9 protein-coding genes are annotated in these 16,906 nt (G+C 68.0%); 3 read left to right on the forward strand and 6 right to left on the reverse strand.

Annotated elements, in window-relative coordinates; all coding sequences use genetic code 11:
- The first annotated feature begins 14 nt into the window (after window positions 1–14).
- A complete protein-coding gene (locus OHA77_RS39055) occupies window positions 15–1,499 on the forward strand; it encodes a lectin (protein WP_406314307.1) in 1,485 nt (494 codons plus the stop codon).
- 706 nt (window positions 1,500–2,205) lie between these two features.
- Complete coding sequence (locus OHA77_RS39060; RefSeq protein WP_406314309.1) at window positions 2,206–4,989, forward strand: ricin-type beta-trefoil lectin domain protein; 2,784 nt, start codon at window positions 2,206–2,208, stop codon at window positions 4,987–4,989.
- Window positions 4,990–5,058: 69 nt separating this feature from the next.
- Here OHA77_RS39060 and OHA77_RS39065 read toward each other — a convergent pair whose 3' ends face one another.
- Window positions 5,059–6,099, reverse strand: a complete 1,041-nt coding sequence (locus OHA77_RS39065; protein ID WP_406314311.1) for a LacI family DNA-binding transcriptional regulator — start codon at window positions 6,097–6,099, stop codon at window positions 5,059–5,061.
- Between the two features lie 717 nt (window positions 6,100–6,816).
- On the opposite strand from OHA77_RS39065, the gene OHA77_RS39070 reads away from it, so the two are divergent.
- A complete protein-coding gene (locus OHA77_RS39070; protein WP_406314313.1) occupies window positions 6,817–8,436 on the forward strand; it encodes a beta-1,3-glucanase family protein in 1,620 nt (539 codons plus the stop codon).
- A 210-nt stretch (window positions 8,437–8,646) separates the two neighbouring features.
- Here the strand turns inward: OHA77_RS39070 and OHA77_RS39075 are convergent, their stop codons facing one another.
- From OHA77_RS39075 to OHA77_RS39095, 5 genes are all read right to left on the reverse strand, one after another.
- Entirely contained in the window at window positions 8,647–9,033 is a 387-nt protein-coding gene (locus OHA77_RS39075; protein ID WP_406314315.1) for a hypothetical protein, read from the reverse strand.
- Window positions 9,034–9,563: 530 nt separating this feature from the next.
- Window positions 9,564–11,687: a ricin-type beta-trefoil lectin domain protein gene (locus OHA77_RS39080; RefSeq protein ID WP_406314317.1), complete on the reverse strand. Its 2,124-nt coding sequence runs from the start codon at window positions 11,685–11,687 to the stop codon at window positions 9,564–9,566.
- Window positions 11,688–12,107: 420 nt separating this feature from the next.
- Window positions 12,108–14,714, reverse strand: a complete 2,607-nt coding sequence (locus tag OHA77_RS39085; RefSeq protein ID WP_406314319.1) for a lectin — start codon at window positions 14,712–14,714, stop codon at window positions 12,108–12,110.
- 308 nt (window positions 14,715–15,022) lie between these two features.
- On the reverse strand, window positions 15,023–16,447 hold the full coding sequence (locus OHA77_RS39090) for a glycoside hydrolase family 76 protein (RefSeq protein ID WP_406314321.1): 1,425 nt from the start codon (window positions 16,445–16,447) through the stop codon (window positions 15,023–15,025).
- Window positions 16,444–16,629 carry a hypothetical protein gene (locus OHA77_RS39095; RefSeq protein WP_406314323.1) on the reverse strand — a complete coding sequence of 62 codons (186 nt, stop codon included), beginning with the start codon at window positions 16,627–16,629 and terminating at the stop codon, window positions 16,444–16,446. Before OHA77_RS39095 ends, OHA77_RS39090 begins: the two co-directional genes overlap by 4 nt.
- Window positions 16,630–16,906: the final 277 nt, after the last annotated feature.

A 16,906-nucleotide genomic window follows, 5' to 3' on the forward strand; every position in this document is an offset into this window, starting at 1 on the left:
CCCTTGGAGGACCGGTGCGAACATCCCCCTCGATCGACCGCCGAAGGTCGTGGCCGCGTGTGCCGGTGGCCGCGTCGGCCGCGGTGGCCGTCGCGCTCGCCATGACGATGGCGGGTGCGGCACCCGCCTCGGCGGTGCCGGCGGCCGTGGCCCACGTGACCTCCGCGTTCGCCGCCGCTACCGCGCCGATCACCGGCATCGGCGGCAAGTGCGTCGACGTCGCGGGCTCCAACAGCGCCAACGGCACCCGTGTGCAGGTGTGGACCTGCAACGGCAGCACCGCGCAGCAGTGGACCACAGGAACCGACGGCACGATCCGGGCCCTTGGCAAGTGCCTCGACGTGGCGGGCGCCTCCACCGCCAACGGCGCCAGGGTCCAGATCTACGACTGCAACGGCACGAGCGCCCAGCGCTGGACCTGGCCCGCCGGGCCGGGACAGATCGTTCACACGGCGTCCGGCAAGTGCCTGGACGCCACGAACAACGGCAGCGCCGATGGCACCCCGCTGCAGATCTGGCCCTGCGGCGGCGGCGCGAACCAGCGGTGGACCGTCACCGCGCCGCCGAACCCGCCCCGCCCCGGCGTCGGGCCGTGCACCCCGGGCGCGAGCTACCCTAACCCGCTGTCCTCGCCCTCGGTCGCCGCCACCAAGATCCGCGACGGCTTCAACTTCCTGGAGGGCCCGGTCTGGGACGCCACGTCGCAGACCTTGTTGCTGTCGAGCATGCGCGACGGCGCGGGCTCCCAGGGCGTGCAGCCGTCGGACATCCTGCGGTTCACCGAGCCGAACACGTTCACCATGTTCATCGCGGGCGCCGGAAGCAACGGCCTTGCCATCAGCAGAGACGGCACCACGCTGCCGGCCGCGACGCACGACCAGCGCAGCGTCTCGTCGTTCCGGCTGGCGGACGGAGCCCGCGGCGTGGTGGCCGCGAACTACCAGGGGCGCGCGTTCAACTCGCCGAACGACCTCACGGTCGCGGCCGACGGCACCGTCTACTTCACCGACCCCGACTTCAACCGCGCCAACCGGCCCGACGAGATGTCCGGCCGTACCGGCGTCTTCCGCGTCAAGAATGGCGTGGTGTCGATGGTCGACGACACGATCAAAGGACCGAACGGCATCGCGCTCTCGCCCGACGGCGGGACGCTCTACGTCGGCGGCGCGGGCAAGGTCTACAGGTATCCGGTCAACGCGGACGGTAGTGTCGGCGCGCGCGGCGACTTCGCGTCGGTGTCGAACCCGGACGGTGTGACCGTCGACTGCGCCGGCAACCTGTACCAGGTCTCCTACAACGACGGGAAGGTGCACGTCTTCGCGCCTTCGGGCGCCCCCCTGGGCACGATCTCGGCAGGGCAGAACACCACCAACGTGGCGTTCGGCGGCCCCGACGGGCAGACTCTGTTCATCACCTCCGGGACGGCGTCACGCGGCGGCAACACCGGGAACTTCGGGCTGTACAGCGTACGCCTCAACGTTCCCGGCTGGCCGTACTGACCGCTTGGCCGCACTGGCCGCCGACCCGCGCCGAGCCGGCGCGGCCGAGCCTTCGAGGAGCGGGCCGCGCCGGTCGTCGGGCGGCCGGCGACCACGTCGACGTGCCGGCTCCCGCCCGGTTTCTGTCGTTTTCCGGCGGGTGGCGGTGAATCGGGAGAGCGGCGTCATGCCGGTTTCCAGCCACGGCGATCGCTGTGATCAGGCCGGTGACCGGCGGGTGAACGTACGGACCGCAATGGGGTCGACTTGACGGCGTAACAGTCAACCACAGCGTCGCCGCCATACGTTTCTCGCTGTTCTCCCAGGCCAACGGGGGTACCGTTCATTCTGGGGTGGTCAACCTCCGTGGTATGACATCGTTGACATATCGGCGAACGTCATCTTTCATTACGGTTACCGCACCTCCCTATCGGACTGATTCCCCCCAGTCTGGTCCGATCCTCGGAGTCACCATGAAGACTCGATGGCGATCGTCTCTGGCGATCCCCGCGCTCCCGCTTCCCAGCCTGGCGCTCACGGCCGGCCTCGCCACTCCCCAGCGCTGGACACTGCTGCCCGCGTGAGCGGGCCGCGCCGGTAACAACCGGCGCCGACCGCTCCCAACAACCCGGTGGGCGGCTCCGATGGCCCCCGCACCAGAGCCGCCCACCGCCGATCCTCGAATGCTCCTCGCGATTGTTCCGCCGGCGTAGAAAGGGAAGAATCGATGTTCCCAGCGCAGCGCAGACGCACCTCACGAAGCCTGCTCATCCTGGTCGTATCCTGGCTGATCGCCTCGATGGCCTGCGTCGCGGTCACGACACCGGCCGACGCGGCCACCACAACGGTCAACCTCAACGGCAACGGCGTTGGACGCACGTTCGACGGAGTCGGCGCGATCAGCGGCGGTGGCGGCAACTCCCGCCTGTTGATCGACTACCTCGAGCCACAGCGCTCACAAATCCTCGACTACCTGTTCAAACCGAACTACGGCGCCGCGGTGCAACTGCTGAAGCTGGAGATCGGCGGCGACGCGAACTCCACCGACGGCTCCGAGCCCAGCCACCAGCATGTGCGCGGCGACATCAACTGCAACGTCGGATATGAGTTCTGGCTCGGCGAGCAGGCCGTCGCCCGCAACCCGAACATCAAACTGGTCGCACTGCCCTGGGCGGCGCCCGGCTGGATCGGCGGCGGCAACTTCTGGTCCCAGGACATGATCGACTACGACATCTCCTGGTTGAACTGCGCCAGGCAGCACGGCCTGAACATCAACTACATCGGCGGCTGGAACGAACGCGGCCACGACAAGACCTGGTACAAGAACCTGCGCTCGGCACTGAACGCCAACGGCTACGGCTCCGTGCAGATCGTCGGCAATGACAGCGGCTGGGAGGTCGCCGACGACATGCTCGGCGACAGCGCGTTCAACAACGCGGTCGGTGTGCTCGGCGCGCACTACCCGTGCGGATACCTCTCCGAGGCGACCTCGTGCGGTTCGTCGTCGAATGCCAAGGCCACCGGCAAACCATTGTGGGCCAGCGAGTTCGGCTCGCAGGATTTCAACAGCGGTTCGGTGCCCTACATCCGCAGCATCACCCGCGGTTACCTCGACGGCCAGATGACCGGCTTCATGAACTGGCCGCTGGTGGCCTCCCTGTACTCCAACCTCCCCTACAGCACCGTCGCCCTGGCCACCGCGAACACCCCGTGGTCGGGCTCCTACCAGCTCGGCAGGAACCTGTGGGCCAACGCGCAGGTGGCCCAGTTCACCCAGCCAGGCTGGAGGTTCCTCACCGGCTCGGCCAGCGGCTACCTCGGCGGCGACCGCGCCAACGGCAGCTACATCTCGCTGAGGTCCACGAACAACACCGACTACTCCACGATCTACGAGACCACCGGCACGACCTCCACCCAGACGGTGAACGTCACCGTGTCCGGCGGTCTGAAAACCGGCACCGTCCGCGTGTGGTCCACCGACCTGGGCTCGTCAAACCCCGCCGACCACTTCGTCAGGCAGGCCGACATCACCCCCTCGTCCGGGTCGTACTCGCTGACCATGCAGCCGAACCGCATCTACACGCTCACCACCACGACCGGACAGGGCAAGGGGACCGCGACCGGCCCGCCCGTGAGCGCCCTGGCGCTGCCCTACTCCGACAACTTCGACGGCTACGCCACCCGTAAGCAGGCCAAGTACTTCTCCGACATGCAGGGCTCCTACGAGGTGCGCCCCTGCGCCGCCGGCCGCGGCGGGCAGTGTCTGCAGCAGGTCGCCCCGACCAGGCCGATCAACTGGCAGGACGACAGCGACGCCTACACCCTGGTCGGCGACCCCGGCTGGAGCAACTACACGGTCAGCGTCGACGTCGACATGCAACAAGCCGGCACGGTGACCCTGCTCGGGCGGGCCAACACCCAAAACCGCCCGCAGAGCCATCAGGCGGCCTACCAGCTGCGGATCAGCAACACCGGCGCCTGGTCGATCGCGAGAAACTCCAGCGGCGGCATCCTCACCACACTGGCCTCAGGCGCCCGGGCCGCGCTGGGCCTGAACACCTGGCACACGATCAAACTCGGCTTCTCCGGCAACCAGATCACCGCGACCGCCGACGGCACGACGCTCGGCACGGTGACAGACACCGCGTTCACCACCGGCCTGGCAGGCCTCGGTGTCGTGGGCTACCAGACCAACCTGTTCGACAACTTCACCGTCACCCCCAACGCCGCCGGTGACTTCGGCGGCATTCTCAAGGGCCAGGAATCCGGCCTGTGCGTCGACGTGCCCGGCTTCACCCAGGCAAACGGCGCCGCCGTCAACCTCTGGGACTGCAGCGGCGCCACCAACCAGAGCTGGACGGCGACCCCGTCCAGGCAGCTGAAGGTCTACGGCACCAAGTGCCTGGACGTCAACGGCGGCGCCACTGCCGACGGGACCGTGGTGCAGATCTACGACTGCAACGGCAGTGGCGCCCAGCAATGGACGGTCAACGCCGACGGTTCGGTCGTCAACGTCGGGTCGGGCAAGTGCCTGGACGCGATCGGACACGGCACGGCCAACGGCACAGGGTTGGTGATCTGGGCATGCAACGGCGGCGTCAACCAGAGATGGGCACGCACCGACGCCCCCGGCATCCTCAAGGGCCAGGAGTCGGGCAAGTGCGTTGACGTGCCCGCAGCGAGCCAGACTAACGGTACCCGTCCCGCGCTGTGGGACTGCAACAACGGCGGGAATCAGGCCTGGACGTCGACCACGACCAACCAACTGAAGGTCTTCGACACCAAGTGCCTCGACGTCGCCGGCGGGAGCACCACCGACGGGGCCGCAGTCCAGATCTGGGACTGCAACGGTTCCGCCGGCCAGCAGTGGCGGGTCCGCGCCGACGGCGCGGTCGTCAACGTCGGGTCCGGCAAGTGCCTGGACGCGACCGGACACGGCACGGCCAACGGCACTCTGTTCACCATCTGGACATGCAACGGCGCCGGCAACCAGATCTGGTCACGTAGCTGATAGCGCATGTCGTCCCGGGCTCGACGCCGCCCCCTGACGACCGCCCGCGGAGGTGAGCGCCGCGGGCGCTCAGCCGCGGAGGTCGCGTGGCGGACGTTCGCTGGAGTCACGGATGAGGAGGCGGGTCGTCAGCACCACGTGCCGGGCCGACTCGTCGGCGTCGCCGAAGAGCTGGTCGAGCAGCAGCTGCGCGGCCCAGCGTCCCATCTCCTCGGGGTCGTGCGTGATCACGCTGATCCCGAGGAAGTCGCCCAGGTCCAGCTCGTCGAAGCCGATCAACGCCGGCGGCGACGGGTGTCCCCCCAGTGCCCGTACGGCACCGGTGGTGATCCGGTTGTTCGTGGTGAACAGCGCGGTCGGCGCGGGGGTGCGGTCCAGCAGTTCCCGCACCGCCCGTTCGGCGGCGGCCACGTCGTGCGCGTCCTCCAGCAGGTAGTCGGCCCAGTCGGTGATCCCGGCCGCCTTCATCACCTCGGCGAACCCGCAGATCCGATCCCGGTGGGTGGACAACCGCGACAGGTCGCCGATCACGCCGATGCGCCGGTGCCCGGCCTCGACCAGATGTCTCGCCGCCTGCCGGGCACCGGCGCGGTTGTCCAGTAGTACCGCGTCGGCGGAAAGCCCGACCGGCGGGCGGTCGACGAAGACGAACGGGATGCCGTGTATTCGCTCACGGGCGAGGTGGTCGTGTCTGTCCATGGTCGAGGCGATCACCAGGGCCCGGACGCGACGCTCCAGCAGCGTGTCGGTGAGCTGGCGTTCCCATTCGGGGTTCTCCTCGGTGCTGGCGGTGATGAGCTGCAGGCCGTTCATCCGCAGCTCCCGCTCCAGCCCGCTGGCCAGCCGCGAGTAGAACGGGTTGGCCAGGTCGCCACTGATCAGGCCGACGAGCGTGGAGGCCTTGGCGCCGCGACGCAGATCGCGAGCGACTCCGTTGGGCCGGTAGCCGAGCTGGTCGGCGGCCTCGTACACCCGCTGACGAGTCTTGGCCGCCACGTATCCCTCGCCGCTCAGTGCCCTCGACGCCGTTTTCGCCGACACCCCCGACAGCGCGGCCACCTGTATCAGGCTCGGGCGGCCGGGCTGCTTGAGCGGTGCGTCGGCTGTCATACGACGGATTATGACATCGTCCTCGAAATCCGTCGGCGGTTGTTTGCCGCGTATCTCCGATTCGCGTCCTTTCGGTGGAGGAGGGGCGTTCGCGTCGCGCCGGGAATGGGTGCCCGGTCGCCGCCTGATCTTCAGTTCCAGGTGACGCCGTGGGGCCGCCCGCCCCTGCGGGTCCCGGCCCAGAAGGCTTTTCCGTAATGCCGCCAACGACGCGGAAGGTCAAATCACTGTGCTCGGGGAATAGTTAGTACAAAAAGCGCGAGAGCACTCTCGGGAGAGAGAGCTAATATAATGCGAGACGTCTGTCAAGATCTAAAAAATCGCATTGAACCACTTTATGCGGACTCCTGTGAGAGAGCGCTCCCACGCCCATCGCCTGGACTTCGTCTCGTCTCGTGCCGCCAACCCCCTGTGGCGGTACGGCTCCTGTCCGCCGGACTCGGATTCCGGCCGTCGGGTTCTGGGATGACGTCTTCGCTTGAAGCGAAGACATCGTCGTGGCGATGCGGCCGGTTCGTACCGCCCATCAGGGCGTTAAGTCGCGCAGGACTCTGTTGACAATCATCCCTTTGCCATCAAAATGTACAGAGAGCGCTCTCACCCTATTCGGGTTTCGTAAACGCGGGGCCCACCGTTTGGAGGGCGGCCCGTCCACTCGCCTTCATCGGATTCGACGGTGAGTCGGTCCATGAGTCGCCCCCTGTCCAGGAGCTGACCATGTACGCAAAACAAAAGTCCATCAGAAGAAAACTGCTCACCTGGCTGGCCGCCGTCGCGCTCGCCCTGCCGATGGCCGCCGTCACGGCGACGGCCCCGGCGCACGCGGCCGGACCGGATCTGCTGCCGGTCATTGTGACCAACAACACCGGACGCAACGAACCGGTCTACCTGTATGTCATCGGTCAGGACATCCGGCCCGGTGGTCGGCTGGGCTACGTGAACCAGGGCGGCGCGTTCTCCCCGTGGCCGGCCGGCTCGCTGCCCCCGTCCCCGGCACCCGACGCGTCGATCCCGGGCCCCGGCAACGGCGGGAGCACGACCATCCACTTCCCGCGCTTCCTGTCGGCCCGGGTGTACTTCGCCATCGGCGAGAGGCTCAAGTTCTTCCTCACCCCGGACGGCCTGGTGCAGCCGGCGCCCTGGGCCTCCGGCGACCCCAACCACGACATCCTGCTGGACTGGAGCGAGTTCACCTACAACGACGCGGGCCTGTGGCTCAACAGCTCCCAGGTCGACCAGTTCGCCATCCCGCACGCCGTCAGCGTGACCGGCGGCGACGGAGTGACCAAGCGAACCGGCGACGTGGTCGGTAACGGCCGCCAGAACATCATCAACGCCGTCAGGGCGCAGCCCGGCTGGGCGAACACCGTCCGCACCCGCTCCGACGGCACGGTGCTGCGGGTGCTGGCGCCCGGCAAGGCCGCCGACGCCGGGCTGTTCGACAGGAATTACCTCGACCCGTACATCACCAGCGCCTGGAACGCCTACACCGGCAAGACACTGACCGTCGTGCCGTTCCAGGCCCAGCCCAACACCAGGTACTTCGGCCGTACGTCCGGCAACGTGATGAACTTCACCGACGCCTCCGGACGGCAGGTGTATTCCATCAACAAGCCCAGCAGCGCGGACGTGTGGGGGTGCAGCGGAGCCCTCAACGCGCCGAACGACCAGGTTCAAGGCCCGATCGCCCGGACGATCTGCGCGGCGCTGCAACGCTCCACCCTCGGCACCGTCGACACCCAGCCGAGCTACAACGCCGCCGACTTCTACCGGGGTTCGCTGACCAACCACTACTCGCGGATCATCCACGCCAACATGGTGGACGGCAAGGCGTACGGATTCCCCTTCGACGATGTCGGCAACTTCGAATCGCTGGTGCACGACGGCAACCCGCGCTCGGCCGCCATCGTCCTGAGCCCCTTCGGGGCCGGCGGTCCCTCGGACCCCGGCGGTGACACGAGCGCGCTGGTGAGCAACTGGAACAACAAGTGCGTCGACGTGCCGGGCGGCAATTTCAGCGACGGCGTGCAACTGGTGGCCTACGGGTGCAACGGCGGCGCCAACCAGAGGTGGACCTTCATCGGTGGCACGTTGCGCACGCAGAACAACAAGTGCATGGACGTGGCCTGGGGGTCGCGGGACAACGGCGCGGTGATACAGATCGCGACCTGCAGCGGTAATCCGGCGCAGCAGTTCGTGTTGAACGGAGCCGGCGATCTCGTCAATCCTCAGGCCGGCAAGTGCGTCGACATCAAGGGCTGGAACGGCAACGACGGCGCTCCCCTGAACCTGTGGGAGTGCACGGGCGGCGCCAACCAGAAGTGGCGGCGCGGCTGAGCGACGGCATGTCGCACCATCACGACCCGGTTCCCGCCGGGTAGCCGGAGCGCGTCACCGCGCTCCGGCTCTCGGAATCGCGCGGGTCCCTCCTCACCGGGCTCCTCCCGTCCGGCCCGGCGGCCAAGACGGTGGGTTCGACCTCGCTCTCGCTCTCGACCTCGGCGAACGGCGGCGTGCCGGCGTGGAAGGCGTCCCGCGAGCGCTCGCCTATGGACGCGCGTGGCCGTGCGTGGAGCCGTCGAGGGAGTTCGGGCGGGCCGGGCGGGGTGGTGCTGAGCGGGGTGAGCCCAGGGCCGTCAGGCGTCGCACCAGGGCCTCACGGCGCACCCAGATCCGATGACCGCTGTCATGGCCGGTCAACGTGGCGGCGCGGACTTCGGCGATGACGTGGGAGTGCGGGGCGTTGAGCACCGCGGCGGCCGTGGCGACGCTCACCAGGGGCTTGTCGGGCAGCATCGCCAGCCGGTCGGCGATCACCTGCTCACGGAACTCGGTGGCGAACCACACGGTGGCGTCACCGATGCCGAGGTGGAGGATGAGGCCTTCGCGCTCCAGGTCCCGCAGGAGGTGTTCGATGTCGTCTGGCGCGTTCATGCGGCGCTCTCCCTCGTGTCGGTGGTGTCGGCTGTCTCAGCGCCGTGGGGAACGCCCTGAAGGTGGGCGAGCTCAGCGGTGGAGATGCGAATGGCCGGGCAGGGCAGTCGGGTCGACACAGGTCGGCGCTTACCGGAAAACACCGTTTGGATTGACTCCCGACCGGCCTCAGCAGGATCGTGCCAGGTCGGGTCTCCCTTCTTGTCGCTGCCGGAGTGGGCCGCGGGTTTCTCACATATTGGGCCGTGCGTACCGTTCGCAGAGGATCCGACGCTTCCCGGTCCGGCCGGCCGTGCCGGAGTACCGTCGCCGTACCCCACCAAGTGCGGGTCCTTCCTCGGGAGTCGGGTGTCGTCAACGAGCAGGAGGCCGCCGCGGTCCCCGGCATGGTCCACCACACGATCACACAGGTCATCGCGGACCGCGTCGGCGTCCCAGCTCGCGGTCCGCAACGGCCGCCGCTCAAGATCTGCAGTTGTCACGAGACCTGTGTGGCCACGAACCGAGGTGACCACACAGGTGCCGCGGTACTAGGCGGGCAGGAACCACCGCTGGTTGCCACCTCCGTTGCAGTCCCAGATCGCCACCTGAGTCCCCCACGCGGTGGACCAGCCGGGGAGGTCGAGGCACTTGCCGGACTGGGGGTTGCGCAGCGCGCCGTTCGCCTGCGGAATCCAGACCTGCGCGCCGGTGCCGTTGCAGTCGTAGAGACTCACCGGCGCGCCGTTCGCGGTCGCGCCTCCGTTGACGTCCAGGCACCTACCCTGCACGCGCACGGTGTTGCCGGCCCCCACGACGGTCCACCGCTGGGCCTCGCTGCCGTTGCAGGACCAGACCTGGACGGCATTGCCGTTCGCAGTGCTCGCCTGGCGGTTGTCCAGGCACAGCCCTCCGTGGCCCCTGACCGAACCCGGTGTACCGCCGGTCAGCGTGATCTCAACCGAGTGCGTCCCACTCAGCGACGTGGGCACAGAACGCGCGGACGTGGACACGCCGTCGATCTTGAAGGAGCCGACGACGTTCCCGGCGCCGCGCAGGGTGACGTTGAGCGTCGCCGACCGGTACCGCAGCCCGGACAGCGTCACGTCCCCCCATCCCCAGGGCAGGGTGGGCTGGAAGGAGAGGCCGCCGACCGTGGGCCCCATCCCGAACACGTTGTTGTAGATCATGCGCAGGTACGCCGTCGCGGACCAGGTCTGGTCGCGCAGCCCGCCCCAGTGATGGTTGGTCTGCCACCCGCCGTCCACCGCGCCCGTCTTGGCGTTGTAGACCTCGTAGAATCCGCCGCTCGAGTTGGCGAGCCCGGCCAGGGTGACGGCCTCGGAGGCGAAACGCGCCGGCTCGCCGGCGCGTGCGGCGGCGTCGGCCCAGTACCCCTGCACCATCGGCCACACGGACACGTTGTGGCGGCCGGGCTTGGCGTCGTTGTACCGGGGGAAGTGCGGATAGACGTCCGCGATGCCGTACGGCTGGACGTTGGTGTTCTGCATGACCGACCGTGCCTGGGCGGCGTCGGCTATGCCGAACATGACGGCGAACGAGAGCCCGGAGCCCTCCTCCGACTGGTCGAGGGTGCCGGACAGGCTGCCGCCGTTGTGGATAAGGTAACCGTACGTGCCCTTGGCCGGGATCCAGAAGTGCTGGTTGATCTTCGTCTTCAGGGTGTCCGCCGAGGAGTTCAGCGCGGCGACCTCGCCGGAAGGCTTGCCGAGGGCCGAGGCCATCAGCGCCGCACTGCGGTAGGCGGAGTAGTAGAGCGTGTTCGTGCTCAACGTCATGATCGTGTCGGTCGGGTAGCTCCCGACGAACCCGCCCCTGCTCTCGGTGCTGTCGGCCGGGGGAGCCGGGTAGCCGGCGATGCCGTCGTTGAAGAAGGACGGCCCCTGGAACAGGCCGTACGCGCTGTTGTAGTTGGCGCTCCTTCGCGTGTTCAGGGTGTTGACGGCCGCCTGGTAGGCGTTGGTGAGGAAGCCCTGGTCCCCGGTGACCAGGTAGTGGTTCCACGCGCCCGTCAGCCAGATCACCTGGTCCCACCACTGGTTGTCCTGCTCGACGATGAGCTGGCCGTTGGACTGCCGGCGGACCACCGACCACAGGGTGTTCCTGGCCACGTCGGGCTGCAGGAGGCTCGCGGCGTTCCACACGTTGACGGCCGTGTCCCTGGTCCACGGCTGGGCGTACTCGGCGCCGGCGCGGATGAACGTCCCGGGATCGGCGGTCATCAGACCGGTCTGGTTGTACACCGCCGGGTCGTAGCGGACGGTGTTGACGTCGAGCAGGTTGGTGAGCGCCTTCGTGTACGCCGCGCCCAGCGTCGACTGCGCGCCCGCGTCGGAGAAGGTCAACGTCGGGCGGCTCGGAGCCGCCTGGGCTGCCGCCTGGGTGGGGGCCTGCCCGACGCCGCACACGGTCGCGGCGGCAAGGAGGAGGACGCCGAGGCCGTGACGGATCCTGGAACGACGCGGCCGGACGGCCGGACGGGCGCCGCCCCCCGCCGTGCCGGCGCTTCCGTGCCCGGCGCCCGCGGATCGAGAGCCGACGCGGCCGCTGGTGGCGGCCCGGACCGGTGCGGAGGAGAGGAGGCCGCCGCGATGAGAGCGGGGGAGTGGGAGCGGGGAGCCTCCCGACGCGGAAAGTCGGCGATGCAGGCGCATGGATACCTTTCGAGGGACTGACATCGTTGTCAGACAGAAAATCTGACAACGATGTCACAAGTGGGGGGTGTCTTCGAAAGCAAGCGGGCCTAACAAGGAGTTGGTTATGAAGTTAGCCAGATGTCATAGATGGCGTCAATGGTCGTGATATGCCGCCGTTGTTGCGCCAGGTCACGTTTCCCGGTGGCCCGACACGGTCCGGCCAGCTCCGATCAGCCGAGCAGGTCGTCCCTCGACGGGCGGTCCTGGTCGAGGAATCGACCAGGACCGCCCGCCGAGCGGTGTGACCGGGGCCGAGTGTCCGCGAGGTCTCCGGCCCGGTGCGCCTGAGAGCGTCCACCGGGGACCTCGCGGACCACGAGGCGGGGCGACGCTACACGGTCGCCTGCCCGGACGCGGGTCCGGCGCCGTCGCTCCCGGTCAGCTCCGTGCCCATCTCTGGTTGGCGCCGCCGTTGCACGTCCACAGCTGGAGCAGTGTGCCGTTGGCGGTGCCGCGGCCGACCGCGTCGAGGCACTTGCCGGATTCGATGCCGACGACCGTGCCGTCGGAGTTGACGTTCCACTGCTGGTTGGTGCCGCCGGTGCAGTCCCAGATCTGGACCACGGCGCCGTCGCCGGTGCCGTGGGCGTTGACGTCGAGGCATTTGTTGCCGTACACCATCAGCTGCTTGCCGGTGGTCGCCGTCCAGCTCTGGTTGGTGCCGCCGTTGCAGTCCCACAGGGCGATCCGGGTTCCGTTGGCCTGGCTGAAGCCGGTCACGTCGGCGCATCGCCCGGACTCCTGACCCCTGAGGGGGCCGGTGACGGAGCCGTTGCCGCCGGTTCCCGGGTAGGAGGGAGGTGCCGAGGAGGCGCTCGTCGCCCAGGAGGTGTTCGCGGTGGTGCCCAGTGTGAAGGCGAGCGTGCCGCCGCCGGTCATGAACGACGCCGGCAGGTAGGCGTTGTTCCAGGTGGCCCCGTTGAGCGTGGCGCTCTGCACGTAGGGGGCGTTGGTGGCGGCCTGCGGCGCGGTGACGGTGATCGTGCCGCCGCCTCCCAGCGACACCTTGACTTCGGTGAACAGCGGGCTGCCCAATGCCATGTCGGCCGTGCCGGGGGTGTTGGGGTACATCCCCATCGCCGACCACACGTACCAGGCGCTCATCGTGCCGAGGTCGTCGTTGCCGACCCTCCAGTCGGTCGGCGAGTTCGTCCACAGCTCGTTCTGGACCTGCCGGACCTTCTGCTGTGTCTTCCACGGCTGCCCGACGTAGTTGAACGCCCAGGGCAGCGCCATGGACGGTTCGTTGCCCATGTCGGCGTACTGGGAGTTGTTGCTGGAGCCGTTCAGCCTGGACAGCACGCTGTCCAGATAGCCGGCCATGGCGGCGTTGCCGCCCTTGGCGTCGGCCAGGCCGCGGAGGTTGAACGGCACCATGCCGGTGTACTGCCACGACGTTCCCTCGACCATGTCCTGGCTGCTGGCCGGGTTGAAGTTCGGCCTCCACTGCCCGTTGATCTGCTTGGGCTGCATGAAGCCGCTCGCGGGGTTGAACACGTTGCGCCAGGTCTGGGCACGGTTGACGAACCGGTTCTGCGTCGCGGTGTCGCCCAGCCGGCCGGCGAACGCCCCGATGGCGAAATCGGAGGTGGCGTACTCCAGGGTGGTGGCGACCGAACCGTAGAAGCCTCTCTCGTAGGTGCCGTCGGAGGGCAGGTAGCCGAGCTCGTCGACGTAGTGCTGCCCCTTGCGGATGAAGTTGGTGCTGCCGGCCTGACTCACCATCGCGTTCTTCGCCGCCGCGGTGTCGAAGTTGCGAGCGCCGAACGCGTGGTAGTTGGAGATGATGATGGGGGAGGGGTCACCGTTCATCACGTCGGTGTCGGCGTGGTTCAGCGACCACTTGGGCAGGTATCCGCTCTGCGCGTGGTCGTTGACCAGCGACTGGGCGCTGTCGCTCGCCTGCTGTGGCGCGACCAGCGCGTGCAGCTGCGATTGGGAGCGGTAGATGTCCCAGCCGGAGAAGGTCGCGTACTGGGCTCGCTGGTTGCCGCTCACCGCGTGCACCCTGCGGTCGAAGCCGGTGTACTGCCCGTTGACGTCGCTGTAGACGTTGGGGTGCAGCAGCGAGTGGTACAGCGCGGTGTAGAACACCTTCTGCTGGTCCGAGGTCCCGCCGGAGATCTGGATCTTCCCGAGCATGTCGTTCCAGGCGTTGTGGGCCGCCTGGCGGGTGGCGTTGAAGTCCCAGCCGGGGTTCTCGGCGGCGCGGTTGGCGGCGGCGTTGGCCTCCGAGACGTAGGACACGCCCACCTTGGCGTGCACCACGCGGTTGCTGCTCGTGTTGAACGTCACCGAGTTGCCGCCGCTGAAGGAGCCGTTCGAACTCATCGGCCGGTCGAAGACCATGTTGAAGTGCAGTGTGTAGGTGGGGCGGTCGGCGCAGAAGTATCCCGAGGTGACCCATCCGCGAATCTCGGTGTCACTGACCCTCGTGAAGCTCATGGCGTCCGTGCGGGTCGCCGGGGAGCCGAGCTTGAACAGCAGGTTGGCCTGGCCGGTGGCGGGGAAGGTGAATCGCGCCATGCCGGAGCGGGTGGTCGTGGTGATCTCGGTCCGCACGCCGTTGTCCAGGTTCACCGCGTACGAGCCGGCGCCGGCCGTCTCGTTGGCGTGGGAGAACGTGGACGTCGCGGTCCCGTTGACCGCTCCGACGGTCGGCATGATTGGCACGTCGGCGGTCGCGTTGCATCCGGGGCCGGAGATGTGGTTGAGGCTGAACCCGGTGATCGTGTTGTCCCGGTAGGCGTAGTTGCCGCCTTCCGGCCGGGAAGGGGTGTCGGGGCTCCACTGCACCATGCCGAACGGTGTCACGGCCCCGGGGAAGGTGTTCCCCGCGTTCGAGGTGCCGAGCAGGGGGTTGACCAGCGCCGCCGGATCGCTCACCGGGGCGGCCGCGGCGGCGGCCTGGCCGGTGGGGATGACCGTCGATCCGAGAAGGGTGATACCGGAGACGAGGCCGATACACCATTTTTTCAGTCTCATGCGGGACTCCCGGACGGAAAGCATGCCGGTTTGGTGGGGGGTGGGGAGAACATCGCGCCTAAAACTCCTGCCGGGTGATTTATGACCACGTTGTCATAGCGGGTTGAACGGGAAGATCTCCGCCGCGTGCGGGGCGGGGCCACCGCGACCGGTTCGTCGTCGGCGTGCCGCGATCCGAGAGGGGACGAGGCCTCACCTGGTACGGGGCCGTGGGGCGGCCGGTGTGACCACCCCACGGCCTTCGCCGGTGCCGCAGGCCGCCTCCGGTCGTCAGGGCGAACGCGGGTGCGGCGTTCGTCCGCGTGGCGTCAGGCGCGCACCCATTTCTGGTTGGCGCCGCCGGTGCAGGTCCAGAGCTGCAGCGGCGTGCTGTTGGCGGTGCCGTGCGCGGTGGCGTCCAGGCACTTGCCGGAGTTCGCGTTGACCAGCGTGCCGTTGGTGTTGAGGGTCCACTGCTGGTTGGTGCCGCCGTTGCAGTCCCAGATCTGCACCGTGGTCCCGTCGGCCGAGCTGAAGCCGTTGGCCTCCAGGCACTTGCCGCCGAACCCGACCAGTTGCCGGGAGGAGTTCAACGTCCAGGTCTGGTTCGCGCCGCCGTTGCAGTCCCACAATGCCACCCGCGTGCCGTTGGTCTGGCCGAACCCGGGCAGGTCGACGCACCGTCCCGACTCCTGGCCGCGCAGGACGCCGCCCTGCTGCGGTGGGGTGGTGCTGCCGAGGGCGGCGACCAGGGCCGCCGCCGCGCTCGCCTGGGTGTTGTACGTCCACAGGGCGAACGGGCCGACGAACGAGTTGCCCTGCTGCCCGGCGCTGTTGGTGTTGTTGGTCAGGATCGAGTTCGCCGTGGTCGTGATGAAACCGTCGTACTCGGTGGTATTGGTCGCTGTGGCCAGTTCACGCAGGTAGCGGATGAAGATGCCCTTGAACGACTGGCCGTCGCCGGTGCAGTTCGGTTCGCATCCCTCGTACAGCACGCCGTTCCTGGAGAACTTCTGGGTCGCCGCGGTAGCGATGGACTTGGCGGTGTTCAGCAGGGAGGTGTCGCCGGTCGCCTTCGACAGCTCGACCAGCCCCCGCAGGATCACACCCTGGTTGTAGGTGTAGGTCGCGCTGCTGAGGCCGCAGCCGCCGACGTTCAGCCCGTCCCTCACGAGGTTGCCACTGATCAGGACCGTGCCCTTGAACCAGTTCCACGTGGCGTTGGCCCAGCCGAGGTAGGTGGTGTCGCCGGGGATCCGGTTGTGCAGCCCGGCCGTCGCGGCGAGAAAGAGCTCGTTGGCGATGGAGGCCTTGTACTTCTTCTCGGTGCTCCAGTAGACCCCGCCGCCGCACTGGGAGTCCCAGTAGTCGTGCATGTACCGGGTCGTGGTCTCCGCCATGTCGAGGTAGGCCTTGTGGCCGGTGATGTCGTAGGCCTGGATCCAGGCCAGCGCCCACCAGCCGGTGTCGTCGATGTACTCGTTCGTGAAGTCCCTGTTCTTGGCGAACGCCTCGGAGATGGCGTAGTCGTACTGGGCGTCGCCGGTCGCCTGTCGGTAGGTCATCACCGTGCTCAGCGCGACGGCGCCGGTCCACCAGCCACCGCCGATGCGTCCGGAGCCGGCGTCATAGGACTGCATCAGCACGGCGATACTGGAGGAGGCGGGGGTGGGAGCGGCCTGGGCGGCAGGTGCTCCCGCGATCAGTAGGAGGAACGCGATTGCGGCGGCAATGCCCGAGACGACCTTTCTCATCTGGCTGTCCTTTGTTTGGGGGGTGTCGGGTGGAGCTGGTCGCGCGATTCTTGCTGGTCGGTGACACCGTCGCGGGTTCGGATCCGCAGCGGCGTGCCGGCCACGTACGCCGCCTCGACGGTGAGGGCGACCGTGGTGACCGGTACGGGATCGTGGGATCGTCCGCGACGTGCGGAGCGCACGCGCGACTCCCGAGGTTCCGGTAAAACCCTCGAACCGAAGCGCGACAGTTTCGTAGGCGTCACCGCCTCGGTTCGGTCGGCCGACGCACGAACCGAGCAGGTTCCAACACGGACTATCAACGAACGCACTTTGTATGTCAACGATGTCACAAGTGCTTTTTTTAAAGCGTGATATCCGGATGTCCGACGAACCATGGCCTGCGATCCGAGGGCGAGATGACATTAAAGCCGTCGAAACCCAGGTTAAGGCGGCATTTCACCCTTGACGGAGACTTCG

It is taken from the genome of Streptosporangium sp. NBC_01639 (assembly GCF_045209755.1).
Classification (GTDB): Bacteria; Actinomycetota; Actinomycetes; order Streptosporangiales; family Streptosporangiaceae; genus Streptosporangium.

Excerpts from the sequence above, each read along its gene's own strand:
- OHA77_RS39060 (WP_406314309.1), top strand. The coding sequence starts at position 2,206 with ATGTTCCCAGCGCAGCGCAGACGCACCTCACGAAGCCTGCTCATCCTG.
- OHA77_RS39065 (WP_406314311.1), bottom strand. The coding sequence starts at position 6,099 with ATGACAGCCGACGCACCGCTCAAGCAGCCCGGCCGCCCGAGCCTGATA.
- OHA77_RS39070 (WP_406314313.1), top strand. The coding sequence starts at position 6,817 with ATGTACGCAAAACAAAAGTCCATCAGAAGAAAACTGCTCACCTGGCTG.
- OHA77_RS39075 (WP_406314315.1), bottom strand. The coding sequence starts at position 9,033 with ATGAACGCGCCAGACGACATCGAACACCTCCTGCGGGACCTGGAGCGC.
- OHA77_RS39080 (WP_406314317.1), bottom strand. The coding sequence starts at position 11,687 with ATGCGCCTGCATCGCCGACTTTCCGCGTCGGGAGGCTCCCCGCTCCCA.
- OHA77_RS39085 (WP_406314319.1), bottom strand. The coding sequence starts at position 14,714 with ATGAGACTGAAAAAATGGTGTATCGGCCTCGTCTCCGGTATCACCCTT.
- OHA77_RS39090 (WP_406314321.1), bottom strand. The coding sequence starts at position 16,447 with ATGAGAAAGGTCGTCTCGGGCATTGCCGCCGCAATCGCGTTCCTCCTA.